The organism is Rhodopseudomonas sp. BAL398 (assembly GCF_033001325.1).
GTDB lineage: Bacteria > Pseudomonadota > Alphaproteobacteria > Rhizobiales > Xanthobacteraceae > JARJEH01.
This window is the reverse complement of sequence record NZ_CP133111.1, coordinates 304698-320924: the sequence shown is the minus strand read 5'-3', so window position 1 is coordinate 320924 and position 16227 is coordinate 304698. Positions and strand designations below refer to the sequence as shown.

Below are 16227 nucleotides of genomic sequence, written 5' to 3'. Positions count from 1 at the left end.
CTCACCATGAATATCATGCCATCGATCGAACCGACCGAAACCCAGGACGGTACCGCTACCGACGCCCTGTGGTACAAGGACGCCATCATCTATCAGTTGCATGTCAAGGCCTTCGCCGACAGCAACAATGACGGCATCGGCGATTTCGCCGGCCTGACCGGCAAGCTGGACTATCTGCAGGAGCTGGGCGTCACCGCGATCTGGCTGATGCCATTCTATCCGTCGCCCGGCCGCGACGACGGCTATGACATCGCCGATTACGGCGCGATCCATCCCGATTTCGGCACCATGAAGGATTTCCGCCGCTTCATCAGCGAGGCCAAGCGGCGCGGCCTGCGGGTGATCACCGAGCTGGTCATCAACCACACCTCGGATCAGCACGACTGGTTCAAGCGCGCGCGGCGCAGCCCCCCGGGCTCCAGCGCCCGCGACTGGTATGTGTGGAGCGATTCCGACGAAAAATATGACGGCACAAGGATCATCTTCACCGACACCGAAAAGTCGAACTGGACCTGGGATCCGGTCGCCAATGCCTATTACTGGCACCGCTTCTTCTCGCATCAGCCAGATCTGAACTTCGACAATCCGCGCGTCGTCTCGGCGGTGGTGCAGGTGATGAAGCGCTGGCTCGATGCCGGCGTCGACGGCTTCCGTCTCGACGCCATTCCCTATCTGGTGGAGCGCGACGGCACCAACAACGAAAACCTGCCCGAGACCCACGCCATCATCAAGCATCTGCGCGCCGAGCTCGACGCCTATGCGCCCGGTAAGCTGCTGCTCGCCGAGGCCAATCAGTGGCCGGAGGACGTGCAGCAATATTTCGGCGACAGCGACGAATGCCACATGGCGTATCACTTCCCGCTGATGCCGCGGATCTATATGGCGATCGCCCAGGAAGACCGCTTCCCGATCACCGACATCCTGCGCCAGACGCCGGATATTCCGGCCGACTGCCAATGGGCCATGTTCCTGCGCAACCACGACGAATTGACGCTGGAGATGGTCACCGACGTCGAGCGCGATTATCTGTGGTCGACCTATGCCAACGATCCGCGCGCGCGCATCAATGTCGGCATCCGCCGCCGGCTGGCGCCGTTGATGGAAAACGACCGGCGCAAGATCGAGCTGATGAATTCGCTGCTGCTGTCGTTTCCGGGCACGCCGATCATCTATTACGGCGACGAGATCGGCATGGGCGACAACATCTATCTCGGCGACCGTAACGGCGTGCGCACCCCGATGCAGTGGACGCCGGACCGCAATGGCGGCTTCTCCCGCGCCGACCCGGCGCGGCTTTACGCGCCGACCATCATGGACCCGGTCTACGGCTATGAATCGGTCAATGTCGAGGCGCAGTCGCGCAGCCTATCGTCCTTGCTGAGCGTCACCAAGCGGCTGATGGCGGTACGCAAATCGACTCTGGCCTTCGGCCGCGGCACCATGACCTTCATCCGCCCGCAGAATCGCTCGGTGCTGGTCTATGTCCGGCAGTTCGACGGCGAGGTGATCCTCTGCGTCGCCAATCTGTCGCGCTCGGCGCAACCGACCGAGCTCGATCTGTCGGCGTTCAACGGCCGCGTTCCCCAGGAGATGCTGGGCCGCACCAAGTTTCCGCCGATCGGCGAACTGCCCTATATGATCACTTTGGCGCCGTATGGTTTCTACTGGTTCAGGCTGTGCGAGCCGGAGCCGTCGAAGGCCGCCACGGTGCGCGCGGTGCCGGAGTTCGAAACCCTGGTGGTGCCGCTCGGCGCCACCTGGAATACGCTCGCCCGCACCCGCACGGTGTTCGAACGCGACGTGCTGCCGGCCTATCTGTCGCGGACCCGATGGTTTCCCGAACGCTCGGCGCGCGCCATCCACCCGGTGGTGACCTCGGCGATTCCGTTCTGCAATGACGGCGACATCCGCCCGTGGCTGGCGTTCTTCGAGGTGACCCAGCGCGGCACCACCGCGCGCTATGTGCTGCCGATGCGGATCGACTGGATTCGCTTCGACCGCGAACGTTACAACCCGCGCGCCTTCGCCGCCGTGCGCCAGGCCTCGCGCGAGGGCACCCTGCTCGACGTCGCCTCCGATCCCGCATTCATCGAATTGCTGCTGAAGAACCTGCGCGCCTCGCTCACCGTCGAGGAAGACGGCAACCGGCTGGAATTTCGGCCCACCGCGCCGCTGCTGGCGCGCGAAGACCATCCGTTCCAGAATATCCGCGCGGTGGAGACCGAGCAATCCAACAGCACCGCGCTGGTGGACGAGAGCTACGTCGTCAAACTGTATCGCCGGCTCGAGACCGGGATCAGCCCGGAAATCGAAATGGGCCGCTTCCTGACCGAAATCGCCGGCTTCGCCAACACCCCGGCGCTGCTCGGCAGCATCGAACTGGTCGAGGGCGACGCCATCAGCGCGGTGGCGGTGGTGCATGCCTTTGTCGGCAATCAGGGCGACGGCTGGACCGTGACCTCGGCCTATCTCGACCGCTTCGTCGACGAACAGCGGCTGTTGGCCGGCGCTGAACAGCCCGCCGATAGCGAGGAACTGCCGCCCTATCTGCGCTACATGGCGCAGACCGGCCGGCGCGTCGCCGAAATGCATGTCGCGCTTGCCAGCCACGACGACATCGCCGACTTCGCCCCCGAGCCGATCACCGCCGACGAGGCGCGGTCCTGGGTCGATGGCGTCGCCGCCGACGCCGAGCGCGTCTGCGACGAGCTGATGCGCAAGCGCGACACGGTCAAGGAGCAGGATCGCGCCTTGATCGACCAGTTGCTGGCCCAGCGCGGCATGATGCGCGAGCGCCTGGAAGCGCTGTTCGACGAGAATGGCGGCGGGTTGAACATCCGCCACCACGGCGATTTCCACCTCGGCCAGATGCTGATCGTCAAGGACGACATCTTCATCATCGATTTCGAGGGCGAGCCGCGCCGCTCGCTGGTGGAGCGTCGGCGGAAATCGCCGGCCGCGCGCGACGTCGCCGGGCTGATCCGCTCGATCGACTATTCCACCACCGCGGCGCTGGACCGCGCCCTCAAGGTGGCGCCGGACGAGCAAGGCAAACTGGCGGCGGCGCTCGAAGACTGGCGCAACCGCTCCACCGACGCGTTCCACGATGCCTATCGCGACGCCATGACCAACACATCGCTGTGGCCTGCCGCGCCCGATGCAGCCGAGCGCCTTCTGGACTTCTTCCTGCTTGAAAAAGCAATCTACGAGATCGAATACGAACTCGCCCACCGTCCCGATTGGCTGCGCGTCCCTCTGGCTGGCATGCTCAACATCTTAGCTCGGCATCCCGAGGAGAACACATGACCGCGAAATTGTCCGAGGAAGCCTACGCCATCGTCGAGGGCCGCCACGCCGACCCGTTCCATTTTCTCGGCCCCCACAAGGAGGACGACCATACCGTGGTGCGTGCCTTCCTGCCGAACGCCAACAGCGTCGACGCGGTCGCCGAACATGGCGAAACCGCGTCGCTGGAGCGTGTCCACGATGCCGGCCTGTTCATCGGGTCGCTGCCCAACGGCTCGACCCGCTATCAGCTGCGCGCCAGCTATGGCGACGCCCAGGTCGACCTCGACGACCCCTATCGGTTTCCGCCGATCCTGAGCGATTTCGATCTCTATCTGCTTGGTGAAGGCACCGATCAGCGGCTCTATGACAAGCTCGGCGCCCATCCGATGACGCTCGAGGGCGTCGCCGGCGTCGGCTTCGTGGTGCTTGCGCCGAATGCAAGGCGCGTCAGCGTGGTCGGCGACTTCAATTTCTGGGATTCGCGGCGCCACCCGATGCGGGTGCGCGGCAATGGCTATTGGGAATTGTTCGTTCCCGGCGCCACGCCGGGCGACCACTACAAATTCGACATTATCGGCCCGCAGGGCCAGCAGCTGCCGCTGAAATCCGACCCGATGGCGTTCGCCGCCGAGCTGCGTCCCTCAACGGCATCGATCGTGCTCGACGCCACCAAACTCAGCCATCCGCGACCGGCGCCGCAAGGCGTCAACGCGCTGACCAAGCCGATGTCGATCTACGAGGTGCATCTCGGCTCATGGCGTCGCAAGGACGACAATCAGTGGCTCAACTACCGCGAGCTGGCCGAGATGTTGCCGCGCTATGTCCGCGATCTCGGCTTCACCCATGTCGAATTCCTGCCGGTCAACGAGCATCCGTTCGACGGCTCATGGGGCTATCAGCCCACCGGCATGTATGCGCCGACCAGCCGCTTCGGCACGCCGGAGGATTTCTGCGCGCTGGTCGATGCCTGCCACGCCGAGGGTCTCGGCGTGCTGCTCGACTGGGTGCCCGGCCATTTCCCCGACGATCCGCACGGGCTCGGCCTGTTCGACGGCACCGCGCTGTATGAGCACGCCAATCCGCTGCAGGGCCGGCATATGGATTGGGGTACGCTGATCTATAATTACGGCCGCACCGAAGTGGTCAACTTCCTGGTGTCGAACGCGCTGTTCTGGCTGGAGCGCTACGGCGTCGACGGCTTGCGCGTCGATGCGGTGGCCTCGATGCTCTATCTCGACTACAGCCGCGACGCCGGCGCCTGGATTCCCAACAAATTCGGCGGCCGCGAAAATATCGAGGCGATCGACTTCCTGCGCCGCTTCAATACCGAAGTATTCGCCAAATTCCCCAACGCCACCACCGCCGCCGAGGAATCCACCGCCTGGCCGCAGGTGTCGCGCCCGGTCGAATTCGGCGGGCTCGGCTTCGGCTACAAGTGGAATATGGGCTGGATGCACGACACGCTGAACTATATCAGCCAGGATCCGATCTACCGCAAATACCACCACGGCAGCCTGCTGTTCGGGCTGCAATACGCGTTCTCGGAAAACTTCATCCTGCCGCTGTCGCATGACGAAGTCGTGCACGGCAAGAAGTCGCTGCTCGGCCGGATGCCGGGCGACGAGTGGCAGCGCTTCGCCAATCTGCGGGCCTATTACGCTTTCATGTTCGGCCATCCCGGCAAGAAGCTGATGTTCATGGGCTGCGAATTCGGCCAGGAGCGCGAATGGAATCATGACCGCTCGCTCGACTGGCACCTGCTGGAGCAGCCGCACTATGCCGGCATCCAGTCGCTGGTCCGCGACCTCAACGAATTGTATCGCAAGCTGCCGGCGCTGCACGAGCTGGATTGCGACCCCTATGGCTTCGAATGGGTGGTCACCGACGATGCCGACCGCAACGTGTTCGCCTGGATTCGCAAGGGCAACGAGGCCCGCGCGCGCTGCCTGGTGATCGCGAATTTCTCCCCCAACGTCTATCGCGACTACCGCGTCCGCGTCCCGTTCCCGGGCAAATGGCGCGAAGTGCTCAATTCCGACTCGGCGCATTATGGCGGCAGCAATGTCGGCAATGCCAGCGAGGTGTGGACGCTTGACGGCCTGGTGCCGGAGCTTAGTCTGACGATCCCGCCGCTGGGCGCTATTTTTCTCACCCCGGAAGACTGAGTATGCGTCTGACTGCAGGAACCCCCACCCGTCTCGGCGCCAGCTGGGACGGACGTGGCACTAACTTTGCGCTGTTCTCCGCCAATGCGCACAAGGTCGAACTGTGCCTGTTCGACGCCCAGGGTCGCCGCGAGTTGGAACGGATCGAGCTGCCGGAGCGGACCGAAGACATCTGGCACGGTTATCTCAACGACGTCGCGCCGGGCCAGCTCTACGGCTATCGCGTGCATGGACCTTACGACCCCGAGCACGGCCATCGCTTCAACGCCCATAAGCTGCTGGTCGATCCCTATGCCAAGCGGCTGGCCGGCCGGCTGGTGTGGAGCGACGCGCATTTCGCCTATCGCACCGGCAGCGCCCGCGAGGATCTGTCGTTCGACCGCCGCGACAACGCGCGCGGCATGCCCAAGGCCGTGGTGGTCGACGAGACCATGAACGGCGTCCGGCGCGAGAGCCGCCCCAACATCCCCTGGGAAGACACCATCATCTACGAAGCCCATGTCAAAGGGCTGACGCAGCTGCGCGAGGACGTGCCGCCGGGGCTGCGCGGCACTTTCGGCGGCCTCGCGGCGCCGGCGATGATCGCCCATCTCAAGCGGCTGGGCGTCACCGCGATCGAATTGCTGCCGGCCCAGGGCTTCATCGACGACCGCACTTTGGTCGAAAAGAAGCTGGTGAATTATTGGGGCTACAACACGCTGTCGTTCTTTGCCCCGGAGCAGCGCTACGCCCAGGACAATGCGCTGGATTCGTTTCGCACCACAGTGGCCCGGCTGCACGACGCCGGCATCGAGGTGATCCTCGACGTCGTCTACAACCACACCGCGGAGGGCAATCATCTTGGCCCGACGCTGTCGTTCCGCGGCATCGACAACGCCTCGTATTATTGGCTGATGCCGGACAATCCGCGCTATTACGACGACTTCACCGGCTGCGGCAGTTCGCTCAATCTCACCCATCCGCGGGTGCTGCAGATGGTGATGGACTCCTTGCGCTACTGGGTCGAGGTCTGCCACGTCGACGGCTTCCGTTTCGATCTCGCCACCACCCTGGCGCGCGGGCCGCTGGGTTACGACCGCAATGCCGGGTTCTTCACCGCGATCCGGCAGGACCCGGTGCTGGCCGGCGTCAAGATGATCGCCGAGCCGTGGGATCTCGGCATGGGCGGCTATCAGGTCGGCGGCTTTCCGTCGCAATGGTCGGAATGGAACGACCGCTATCGCAGCGCGATGCGGCGCTATTGGAGCGGCGAAGGCAGCCTGATCGGCGAAGTGTCAAAACGCATGACCGCTTCCTCCGACATTTTCAATCACGACGGACGGATGCCGCGCGCCAGCATCAACCACGTCACCGTGCATGACGGTTTCACTTTGGCCGATCTGTTCAGCTACAATGAGAAGCACAACGAGGCCAATGGCGAGGACAACCGCGACGGCTCCAGCGACAATCTCAGCAATAATTGCGGCGTCGAAGGCCCCACCGACGACCCCAAGATTCTCGGCCTGCGCCGCCAGCTGCGCAAGAACCAGCTGGCCTGCCTGTTCCTGGCCCAGGGTGTGCCGCTGATGCTGGCCGGCGACGAGGTCGGCAACACCCAGGACGGCAACAACAACGCCTATTGCCAGGACAATGACGTCGGCTGGGTGAAGTGGGACGGGCTTGGTCGCGAGGGCGACGACATGACCGAATTCGTCGGCTTGATGACCGAGCTGCGCCGGCGCTTTCCGCAGATCCGCTCGCGGCGCTGGCTCGACGGCCGCCGCGCCGACGGCACCTATGGGGTGTTGTGGCTGACGCCCGCGGCCGAGGAAATGACCGAGCACGATTGGGCGTTTCCAGATGGCCGGTTTCTGGCCTATGTGCTCAGCCCCGCCGAGCCGACCGCCACCGCGATCTTCATCGTGCTCAATTCGGCGCCCGAGGCAATCGCCTTCAGCCTGCCGAAAATGACCGAATACCAAATCTGGCATCAATTGTTCGACACCTCGTCCGAAAGCGTGCAGTCCACGCCGCTGCCATCCGGCAGCCAATCCATCGCACCGCCGCGCTCGGTCCTTGCATTCTCGGGAGCCGGCGCGTGAACCCACCGACCTTCGGACCACGCCTGACGCCGACCGGCGTCGAATTCCGGCTCTGGGCGCCGAACGCCAAGCGCGTCGATGTCGTGCTCGACCACGCGCACCCGCTACAGCGCGACGAGGCCGGCTGGTTTTCCGCCGAGATCGCCGGCGTCAAACCCGGTGCCTCCTATCGGTTTCGCATCGACGATGCCACCGACGTCCCCGATCCGGCGTCGGGCTTTCAGCCGCACGACGTCGCCGGCCCCAGCGAGGTGATCGACCACGACGCCTATGCCTGGCGCGCGGCGGACTGGCGCGGCCGGCCGTGGGCCGACACCGTGCTGATCGAAACCCATGTCGGCACCTTCACCCCGCAGGGTAGCTACCGTGCCATGATCGACCGGCTCGACGATCTGGTCGCCACCGGCTTCACCGCGCTGGAATTGATGCCGCTGGCGGATTTTCCGGGCGCTCGTAACTGGGGCTATGATGGCGTGCTGTGGTACGCGCCCGACAGCGTCTATGGCCGGCCCGAGGAGCTCAAGGCGCTGATCGACGAAGCCCATCTGCGCGGCATGATGGTGTTTCTCGACGTGGTCTATAATCATTTCGGTCCCGAGGGCAATTATCTCGGCCTCTATGCCCCCGGCTTCTTCACCGACGCACAGACACCATGGGGCAACGCGATCGACTATCGCGTCCCCGAAGTGCGCGGCTTCGCCATCGAGAATGCGCTGCATTGGTTGGGCAACTATCGTTTCGACGGGCTGCGGCTCGACGCGGTGCACGCGATTCCCGATCTCGGCGACATTCCGATGCTGCATGAGCTCAGCCACAAGGTCGGCGAGCTCGCCCGCCGGACCGGCCGCTATATCCATCTGGTGCTCGAGAATGACGACAACCGCGCCACCTTGCTCGATCCAGACACCAATCCGGCCGACGGCCAGTACCGCGCGCAGTGGAACGACGATTATCACCACGCCTGGCACGTATTCCTGACCGGCGAGAACGCCGGCTATTATTCCGACTATGCCCCATCGCCGCTCGACCATCTGACGCGGGTGCTCGGCTCCGGCTTTGCCTATCAGGGCCAGCCCTCCGCGCATCGCGGCGGCGCGCCGCGCGGCGAGCCCAGCGGCGCGTTGCCGCCCTCGGCCTTCGTCAATTTCCTGCAGAACCACGACCAGATCGGCAACCGCCCGCTCGGCGACCGTCTGGAAAGCATCGCCAAGCCGGAGGCGATCGAGGCGGCGCTGGCGATCACCCTGCTGGCGCCGATGGTGCCGATGCTGTTCATGGGCGAGGAATGGGGCGCGCGCGAGCCGTTTCCGTTCTTCTGCGATTTCGCCGGCGACCTCGCCGATGCGGTGCGCAACGGACGGCGCAAGGAATTCGCCGGCGCCTATGCGAAATATGGCGACAACATCCCCGACCCACTCAGCGAGGCCGCGTTCGGCTCGGCGGTGCTGGATTGGGACGCGCGCAATGGCGAGGACGGTCGCCGCCGCCTCGATCTGGTGACGAGCTTGCTGGCGATCCGCCGCCGCGACATCGTCCCTCACCTCGCCGCCGCGCGCTTCGGCCAGGCGATGGTGCAGGACAACGGACTGCTGCGCGCCGATTGGCGACTCGGCAACGGCGCCATCTTGCAGCTCGTCGCCAATCTGTCGGATCGCTCCGTCACCATCGATACGCCCACCGGAACCATCCTGTGGGGTGAGGATTTGCAGACCATGCTTCCGCCATGGGGCGTCCAGTGGCGCCGCGAAGGGATCTGATGCCTGTTGCCATTCCGATAGCGACCTACCGCATCCAGCTTACCGCCGATTTCGGCTTCGACCAGGCCGCGGCGATCGTGCCCTATCTCAAGGCGCTGGGCATTTCGCATTTCTACGCCTCGCCGTTCATGAAGGCCCGCAAAGGCTCGACCCACGGCTATGACATCGTCGATCACACCAAGTTCAATCCCGAACTCGGCGGCGAGGCCGGCTTCGAACGCTTGAGTGAGGCGCTGAAGCAAAACGACATCGGTCTGATCCTCGATTTCGTCCCCAACCATGTCGGCGTGCATTTCGACGACAATCCGTGGTGGCTCGACGTGCTGGAATGGGGCCCGGCCTCGCCGCATGCGGAGTCCTTCGATATCGACTGGGACATGCTGCCCTACCGCGCCCGCGGCGGCGTCCTGCTGCCGATCATCGGCAGCTCCTATGGACGCGCGCTGGAAAGCGGCGAGATCGACCTGCGCTACGATGCCAATGAGGGAAGCTTCTCGGCCTGGTATTTCGAACACCGGCTGCCGATTGCGCCTGAACGCTATAGCGAGATTCTGCGCACCATCGTCAAGCAGGCCGACGCCGCCGAGCAGCACGCCGGCCAGCAGATCCTGGAGCTGGCCTCGCGCTACAAGGGCCTGCGCCATCCCAACCGCAGTGAAGCACCTAGTTTCAAGTCAGCATTGAAAGCGATCGACGGCGGCGCCGAGATCATCGCACGCGGGCTCGCCGCCTATCGAGCCGGCGATGGCCGCGCCGCGCAGATCCAGACGCTGCACAATCTGCTGGAGCGGCAGCACTACAAGCTCGGCCACTGGCGGCTGGCTTCGAGCGAAATCAACTACCGTCGCTTCTTCGACATCAACACCCTGGCCGGCCTGCGGGTCGAGGATGCCGGCACTTTCGAGGCGATCCATCTGCTGGTGAAGCGGCTGATCGCCGAGGGCAAGCTGCAGGGGCTGCGGCTCGACCACATCGACGGGCTGCGCGACCCGGTGCAATATTTCCAGCGGCTGCGCCGGCTGGTGCGCGACGCCCAAAGCAACCCGCAAGCCGGCGCCGGCCAACCATTCTATACGGTGATCGAAAAAATCCTCGGCGAGCACGAGGCGCTGCACCGCTTCAGCGGCGTCCAGGGCACCACCGGCTATGAGTGGATGAACGTCATCACCCAGGTGCTGGTCGACGGCGACGGTCTGCGGCCGCTCGATGAGGTCTGGCGCCAGGTCAGCAATACCTCGCCGCAATTCGATCCGGTGCTCAAGGAAGCCAAGCGCCGGGTGCTCGACACCTTGCTGCTGAGCGAATTCACCGTGCTGACCAAGCTGCTGGCGCGGATCGCCGGCGGGCACTATTCGACCCGCGATTTCTCCGCCGACACGCTGCGCCAGGCGTTCGAACTCTACGTGCTGCATTTTCCGGTGTACCGCACCTATCTCACCGCCGCCGGCCCGACCGCGCTCGATCGATCGCTGATCGCCCAGACCATCAAAAAGGCCCGCGCCGAATGGTTCGGCGCCGATGAGGGCATTTTCGACTTTCTGCAAGATGCGCTGACGATGGATCTGAACCAGCCCGGCCGCGCCGCCCATGGCAAGCCGCGGGTCCGGCGCTTCGCCCTCAAGGTCCAGCAATTCACCGGGCCGACCATGGCGAAATCGCTGGAGGACACCGCGTTCTATCGCTATCACCGGCTGCTGGCGCTCAACGAAGTCGGCGGCGATCCCTCCGCCAACGCGCTGTCGGTCGGGGCGTTTCATCAATTGATGATCAAGCGCGCGGCGGAATGGCCGCATGGCATGACCGCCACCGCGACCCACGACACCAAGCGCGGCGAGGACGCACGCACGCGGCTGCTGGCTCTGTCCGAACTACCCGGCGAATGGGCCGGACTCGTCGCCAAATGGAAGGTGCTCAACGCCCCGCATCTGGTGGTGGACGGCGACATGCGCGCGCCCTCGGCCGCCGGCGAATATATGTTGTATCAGGCCCTGCTCGGCGCCTGGCCGCTGCAACCCGATCCCGATTTCGTCGAGCGGATCCAGGCCTTCGCGATCAAGGCCGGCCGCGAGGGCAAGCAGGAGACCAGCTGGCTCAATCCCAACACCGCCTATGAAGACGGCGTGCGCACCTTCATCGCCCGCATCCTCGATCCGGCGGCCTCGGCGCCGTTTCTGGACTCGCTGCGCGGATTGCAGCAGCGCGTGTCGCTGCTCGGCGCGCTGAGCTCGCTGAGCCAGATCACGCTGAAAGCGACGCTGCCGGGGGTGCCGGACTTCTACCAGGGCACCGAATTCTGGGATTTCTCGCTGGTCGACCCCGACAACAGGCGGCCGGTCGATTTCACCGCACGCGCCGAGGTGCTCGAACGTCTTGACGATCCGGATTGGAGCCAGCTCGCCACCGACTGGACCGACGGTCATGTCAAACTGGCCTGGACCCGGCAGCTGCTGAAACTGCGCAGCGAGATGCGCGAGGTCTTCACCGATGGCGATTACCGGCCGCTCGAAGTGACCGGGCCGCATCGCGACCACATCATCGCCTTCGCGCGGCGCCACGACCGCGACGCCGCGATCGTGGTGGTCGGCAAATGCTTCGCGGCGATGACCCAGCAGGGCCGGCAATGGCCGCATGGCGACGCCTTCGACGGCGCGGTCAACATCAAGGGCTATGCGGTGGACGGCGCCGACGGCGAGACATTGCCACTGTCCGAGCTGTTCGCGAATCTGCCGGTGGTGGTGAGACGCGCCCGCATCGTCGCACCGTCACGCGCGACGCGGCCGCGGCGGACGCCCGTCGGCTGACGCGCACGGCCGCCGCAACGAGAGCATCGCAAGGCCGCAAACGACAAGACCGCCCGGGATCACTTGCCGGACGGTCTGGGCGGTGTCGTGCCGACTCGGGATCGGTTCCCTCCTCCGCAAGACCAAGGGTTCCATACAAGGGTTAACTGAATCTTAATTTTCGGCCCGGGGCTAACACTGGGTGAGCAATGGTGCGTAGCAACATATCTGGTAGCAGCAGAGTGCGTAGTAACACACTTTGAACTCCGACACCGTGTCCCGGGCGCGGTGCAGCACGCAGTGCTGCTCCGCAGAACCGGGACCCCGCTTTCTGCTCCCGAACCGGCGACTTCGCTTATGCGCCCATAGCGGGGCCCCGGCTCTGCAGCGCACCACGCCGCAACGGCGGCGCGTTGCGCTGCGTCCGGGGCATGCTCAAATGTCTTTCAACCAACAAGGGAATAAGCAATATCGGCATCGCGCCAACGAATCCGCTGATCGTCAGCGTCGTCATTGCGAGGAGCTCTTGCGACGAAGCAATCCAGCCTCTTGCCTGACGCCCCCTGCCTGACGATCCTGGATTGCGTCGCTGTCGGACGGCGCGACGCGCCGTCCTCGGCTCGCAATGACGAAATCGAGCGACCTTAGGGGCCTGTTATTCAATCAAATCCTCACCGCTTCTTCTCAAGTAACAGCTGACCGCGGCTCTTGATGGCGTGCTGGGCGGCTTCGGCGAATTTCTGCAGCAGCCAGGGCAGTGTTACCTCGACCTTGACGTGGTCTTCGGCTACGTCGAGATGACCGACCGCAGCCTGACCCAGCGCGCGAATCCGGAACATCATGCGGTCGCCGTCCCAGCGCTCTTCGTCGACCTTCAGGATCGGCACGCTCGCTGCGGCGCGCGCCAGACCGGTCTGGAGTCGACGGGCCGCCTCGGCGCGGCCGAGCTGATGCGGAATTGAAACGACAAGCGGTGCTGACATTCGGCCTCCTTCGCTGCGCCAAGAACTTGACATCCAAGGCATGTAGGGCGGATCGCACAAATAAACAGAGGTGAAGCGATCAGCATCGGTTCAATCCGTGGAACCTTCGGACTGGCTGGTCGTTTTCAACCTCAGAATGGCGGGGCATTTGCGCGAACCGTCGGGTTGAGGAGAGATCTATGTCACTTGGTACAATCATTCTGATCATTCTGGTGATCGCCCTGCTCGGCGGCTTCAGCGGCATCGGCGGCGGCCCGTTCTACGGCACCGGCTATTATGGCGGCGGCGGCCTCGGCCTGATCATCGTCATCCTGTTGATCTTGCTGCTGCTCGGCAAGCTCTGATCCATGATCAATTCCCGCTGGAGGCGAGCTTGCTCATCGCCGCCTTCAGCGGGGCTTCTGCTTTATCATAATCCGCCCAAGCCTTGCTCTTCGCCAGCAAGCCCGGCACGGTCCCGATGCGATAGCGCTTGGGATCCAGTCCATTCTTCACCTGAGCCCAGGTGATCGGCATCGAGACGGTGGCGCCAGGCCGGGCGCGCGGCGACAATGGCGCGACCGCGGTCGACATCCGGTCATTGCGCAGATAGTCGAGAAAGATCTTACCCTCGCGCTGCTTCTTCGACATGTTGAGCAGATAAAGCTGCGGGCTGTCGCTCGCCATCCGCTGGCACATCGCCTGCGCGAAAGCCTTGGCCTGTTTCCAGTCGACCTTGTCCTTCGCCCCGGCCCGAAGCGGCGTCACCACATGCAGCCCCTTGCCGCCGGTGGTTTTGCAGAAACTCTCGAGGCCGACAGCGGTCAGCCGTTCGCGCATCTCGTTCGCCGCCGCGATCACCGCGGCGAAGTCGACATTCGGCGCCGGATCGAGATCGAAGATCAGCCGGCCCGGAATTTCCGGCCGGCCCGGCGCGCAATTCCACGGATGCAGCTCGAGACCGCCGATCTGCGCCACCGCCGCCAGGCCCTCGATTCGATCAATCTGCAGATAGGGCTTGCGATCGCCCGAGACCTTGACCAGTTCGAGCAGGTTCGAAGTGCCCGGCATGGCGTGGCGCTGGAAGAATTGCTGGCCGTCGATGCCGTCCGGCGCGCGCACAATCGAACACGGCCGGCCCTTGATATGCGGCATCATCCAGTCGCCGACCGCGGCGAAATAGTCGGCGAGATCGAATTTGGTGACGGGTGCGCCATCGTCGCCGGGCCACAGCGCCTTGTCGGGCTTGGAGATCGCCACGCCCATCACCTCGGCCCGGCCGGATTTGCTGGCGGCCTGGGGACCGGCCTTGACGCTGGCCTTGGCACCGGCCTTGGCGCCCGCCTTGCTGCCGGTCTTGCGACTGTCTTTGGCGCCGCCTGTCGGCTTGGCGATGGCGACCTTCGCCGGCTGCTCGGCTTCGACCTCCTCGGCCGGCTTGTCGGCACGCAGCCCCTTGAACGACGCCTGCCGCACCATGCCGGCGCCGGTGAAGCCGGCGAATTCGATCTCGGCCACCAGCTCCGGCCGCACCCAATGCGTGTCGGCGCTCTTGGCCGGCGCATTGTCGCCGCCGAACGGGCTGTGCTTGCTGGCGGCGGCTTTCAGCGCCGGCATGATGCGTTTCACCGTATCCTGGCCGAAGCCGGTGCCGACGATGCCCACATAGGCCAGGTGATCGTCGCGATGCACGCCGACCAGCAGCGAGCGGAATTTGCCCGCGGTGGTTTTCCAGCCGCCGATCACCACCTCATGGCCGGCGCGGCACTTGGCCTTGGTCCAGCTGTCGCTGCGGCCGGAGCGATATGGCGCGTCGAGCCGTTTTGACACGATGCCTTCCAGCGATAGTTTGCACGCCGATTGCAGGATGGCGTCGCCGCCGCTTTCGAAATGATCGACATAGCGGATCAGCTTCTGCTTGCGCCGGCCGCGCGTGGCTTTGAGCAGCTCATCGAGCCGCTGCTTGCGCTGCCACAGCGGCAGAGCGCGCAAATCCTCGCCATCGGCGTACAGCAGGTCGAAGGCAAAGCAGATCAGATTGTCCGTCGTCTCGTCCGACAGCGCCGCCTGCAGCGCGGAAAAATCCGGATGGCCGTCGCTGTTGAGCGCCACCACCTCGGTGTCGATAATGACATCGGGCAGCGCCGCGGCCTCCTCCGCGATCGCCTGAAACTTGTCGGTCCAGTCCAGCCCCTTGCGGGACTTCAACGTGGCCTTGCCGGAAGCGACGCGCAGCTGCATCCGATAGCCGTCGAACTTGATCTCATGGCCCCAGCCATCGGCGCCGGGCGGGCGCGCGACCAGCGTGCATAATTGCGGCGCGATGAATCCCGGCATCGCCGCCGCGGCTTTGCCCGCGGACTTCGGCTTTGTCTTCGCCTTGGCCGAGGTCGGCTTGGCGGCCTTGGTCTTCGCGGCCTTCGCGGTCTTGGTCTTCGCCGCCTTCGTCTTGGCAGGCTTGGCCGTCTTGCCGTTCGCGGCGCGCTCCTCGGCCGCCAGCCCCTTGTTGGAATCCCACACCGCGTCGGGTTTCACCCGCGCGGCCTTGCCGGTCATGAACGGTTTTGGCGCGCGGCCCTTGCCGGCGGCGATCTCCGCCATGCTCCGTCCCGACGCCACCGAGCGATCCTGTTTGAGGATCGCCTCGCCGTCGCCGTCGCTTGCGTCGTCGTCGCGATGCTTGATCAGCAGCCAATTGGTGCGCTTGCCGCCATTGCGGTCGTGCCGCATCCGCACCAGCACGAAGCCGCCATGCAGCTTCTCGCCCTCCAGGGTGAATTTGAGATCACCCTTCTTGAAACCGCGCGCCGGATCGTCGCAATCCCAATAGCCGCGGTCCCACAGCTGCACCGTGCCGCCGCCATATTGGCCCTTCGGAATCGTGCCTTCGAAATCGCCGTAATCCAGCGGGTGATCCTCGACCTCGACCGCGAGCCGCTTGTCATGCGGATCGAGCGACGGCCCGCGCGTCACCGCCCAGGATTTGAACACGCCGTCGAATTCCAGCCGCAGATCGTAATGCAGCCGCGTGGCGTCGTGCTTCTGGATCACGAAGCGTCGCCGCTTCGACGGCGTCACCGCGCCCTCGCCGGAGGGCTCCGCGGTGGTCTCGAAATCGCGTTTGCTGCGATACAGATTCAGATTCTTCTGCGCCACGGCCACTCCTCACCACGCGCATCTCGCGTCCGTCTCAT

At 64.7% G+C, this 16227-nt stretch carries 8 protein-coding genes; 6 read left to right on the top strand and 2 right to left on the bottom strand.

What is annotated here, in order from left to right:
- Nucleotides 1-6: 6 nt before the first annotated feature.
- Genes treS through treY form a run of 5 tightly spaced genes read left to right on the top strand, consistent with a single transcriptional unit; the run spans nucleotide 7 to nucleotide 12092 of the window.
- Nucleotides 7-3306 (top strand): maltose alpha-D-glucosyltransferase, encoded by a 3300-nt coding sequence (gene treS / locus RBJ75_RS01430; protein ID WP_044407513.1) that lies wholly within the window; start codon nucleotides 7-9, stop codon nucleotides 3304-3306.
- Entirely contained in the window at nucleotides 3303-5453 is a 2151-nt protein-coding gene (gene glgB, locus RBJ75_RS01425) for a 1,4-alpha-glucan branching protein GlgB (protein WP_044407516.1), read from the top strand. Before treS ends, glgB begins: the two co-directional genes overlap by 4 nt.
- A 2-nt stretch (nucleotides 5454-5455) precedes the next feature.
- Entirely contained in the window at nucleotides 5456-7534 is a 2079-nt protein-coding gene (glgX, locus tag RBJ75_RS01420; RefSeq protein ID WP_044407518.1) for a glycogen debranching protein GlgX, read from the top strand.
- On the top strand, nucleotides 7531-9291 hold the full coding sequence (gene treZ, locus RBJ75_RS01415) for a malto-oligosyltrehalose trehalohydrolase (protein WP_276156318.1): 1761 nt from the start codon (nucleotides 7531-7533) through the stop codon (nucleotides 9289-9291). The genes glgX and treZ overlap by 4 nt, the downstream gene beginning before the upstream one ends.
- Complete coding sequence (treY, locus tag RBJ75_RS01410; RefSeq protein ID WP_276156319.1) at nucleotides 9291-12092, top strand: malto-oligosyltrehalose synthase; 2802 nt, start codon at nucleotides 9291-9293, stop codon at nucleotides 12090-12092. The genes treZ and treY overlap by 1 nt, the downstream gene beginning before the upstream one ends.
- 650 nt (nucleotides 12093-12742) lie before the next feature.
- Here the strand turns inward: treY and RBJ75_RS01405 are convergent.
- Nucleotides 12743-13054 (bottom strand): polyhydroxyalkanoic acid system family protein, encoded by a 312-nt coding sequence (locus tag RBJ75_RS01405; protein ID WP_044404491.1) that lies wholly within the window; start codon nucleotides 13052-13054, stop codon nucleotides 12743-12745.
- A 179-nt stretch (nucleotides 13055-13233) separates the two neighbouring features.
- Here RBJ75_RS01405 and RBJ75_RS01400 point away from each other — a divergent pair, with 179 nt between their 5' ends.
- The gene (locus RBJ75_RS01400) at nucleotides 13234-13398 is read left to right on the top strand and encodes a DUF3309 family protein (RefSeq protein WP_080900810.1); all 165 of its coding nucleotides are present in this window, start codon (nucleotides 13234-13236) and stop codon (nucleotides 13396-13398) included.
- A 7-nt stretch (nucleotides 13399-13405) separates the two neighbouring features.
- On the opposite strand, the gene ligD is transcribed toward RBJ75_RS01400, so the two are convergent.
- Entirely contained in the window at nucleotides 13406-16189 is a 2784-nt protein-coding gene (gene ligD / locus RBJ75_RS01395; protein WP_044404506.1) for a DNA ligase D, read from the bottom strand.
- Nucleotides 16190-16227: the final 38 nt, after the last annotated feature.

Bases quoted from the DNA above. Each gene is read 5' to 3' on its own strand.
- RBJ75_RS01405 (WP_044404491.1), bottom strand. From the start codon at position 13,054: ATGTCAGCACCGCTTGTCGTTTCAATTCCGCATCAGCTCGGCCGCGCC.
- glgX (WP_044407518.1), top strand. From the start codon at position 5,456: ATGCGTCTGACTGCAGGAACCCCCACCCGTCTCGGCGCCAGCTGGGAC.
- treY (WP_276156319.1), top strand. From the start codon at position 9,291: ATGCCTGTTGCCATTCCGATAGCGACCTACCGCATCCAGCTTACCGCC.
- treS (WP_044407513.1), top strand. From the start codon at position 7: ATGAATATCATGCCATCGATCGAACCGACCGAAACCCAGGACGGTACC.
- glgB (WP_044407516.1), top strand. From the start codon at position 3,303: ATGACCGCGAAATTGTCCGAGGAAGCCTACGCCATCGTCGAGGGCCGC.
- RBJ75_RS01400 (WP_080900810.1), top strand. From the start codon at position 13,234: ATGTCACTTGGTACAATCATTCTGATCATTCTGGTGATCGCCCTGCTC.